At 50.7% G+C, this 674-nt stretch carries 1 protein-coding gene; it reads left to right on the top strand.

Annotated elements, in window-relative coordinates; genetic code table 11:
• Positions 1–432: 432 nt before the first annotated feature.
• Entirely contained in the window at positions 433–630 is a 198-nt protein-coding gene (locus HMPREF3093_RS03955) for a DUF1659 domain-containing protein (protein ID WP_023391804.1), read from the top strand.
• The last annotated feature ends 44 nt before the right edge of the window (positions 631–674 follow it).

The following is a 674-nucleotide window of genomic DNA, read 5'->3' as shown; positions in this document are numbered from 1 at the left end:
GGTCCACTTTGGAGAGTGGACCACTGGCTAGGCCGGAAACTGGGGTAAAGGGCCGAAAACCGGGGATTTATCATGAGCTAGTGGCCCACTTTGGAGAGTGGACCACTAGCTGGGCCGGGAACTGAGGAAAAGGGCCGAAAACCGGGGTTTTGGCAGGAGCTAGTGGTCCACTTTGAAGAGTGGACCACTGGCTGGGCTAGAAACTGAGGAAAAGGGCAGAAAACGGGGATTTGTCATGAGCTAGTGCCCTACTAGCCCGGTCAGAAACTAGGGAGAAGGGCAGAAAACCCTGAGCTTTGCCAGGAAGCAGGCCGGGCTCACGATAATTCTTTTCGAAAAAGGCAAGTTGTGTCTAAGTGAGCACGTAAAAATGTGGCGCTCAGACCCTATTTATATATGTAGCTACAAATCAAAACAAAGGAGCGAAATACAATGGCACGATCATTCGTTAAGGGCACCCTCCAAATGACCTCAATCGACGAAAACAAGAAGAAGGAAAACGTCAGCCTAGGTCATGTGGTGGCTAATGCCTCACTTGAAGATGTGACAGCGGTGCGCGACGCAGTCGGTACGCTGGTTAAGCACCCAATCACTGAAACCAAAGTCACTGAAGTCTATGCCTACAACTAGGCCTAGCACCCCAATCACTAAACTAGAAGAAAGGAGCCACCCAC

This window comes from Abiotrophia sp. HMSC24B09, from assembly GCF_001815865.1.
Taxonomy (GTDB): domain Bacteria; phylum Bacillota; class Bacilli; order Lactobacillales; family Aerococcaceae; genus Abiotrophia.
This window is presented reverse-complemented; position numbering and strand designations above follow the sequence as displayed.

Coding starts and splice junctions, on each gene's coding strand:
- HMPREF3093_RS03955 (WP_023391804.1), top strand. CDS start 433: ATGGCACGATCATTCGTTAAGGGCACCCTCCAAATGACCTCAATCGAC.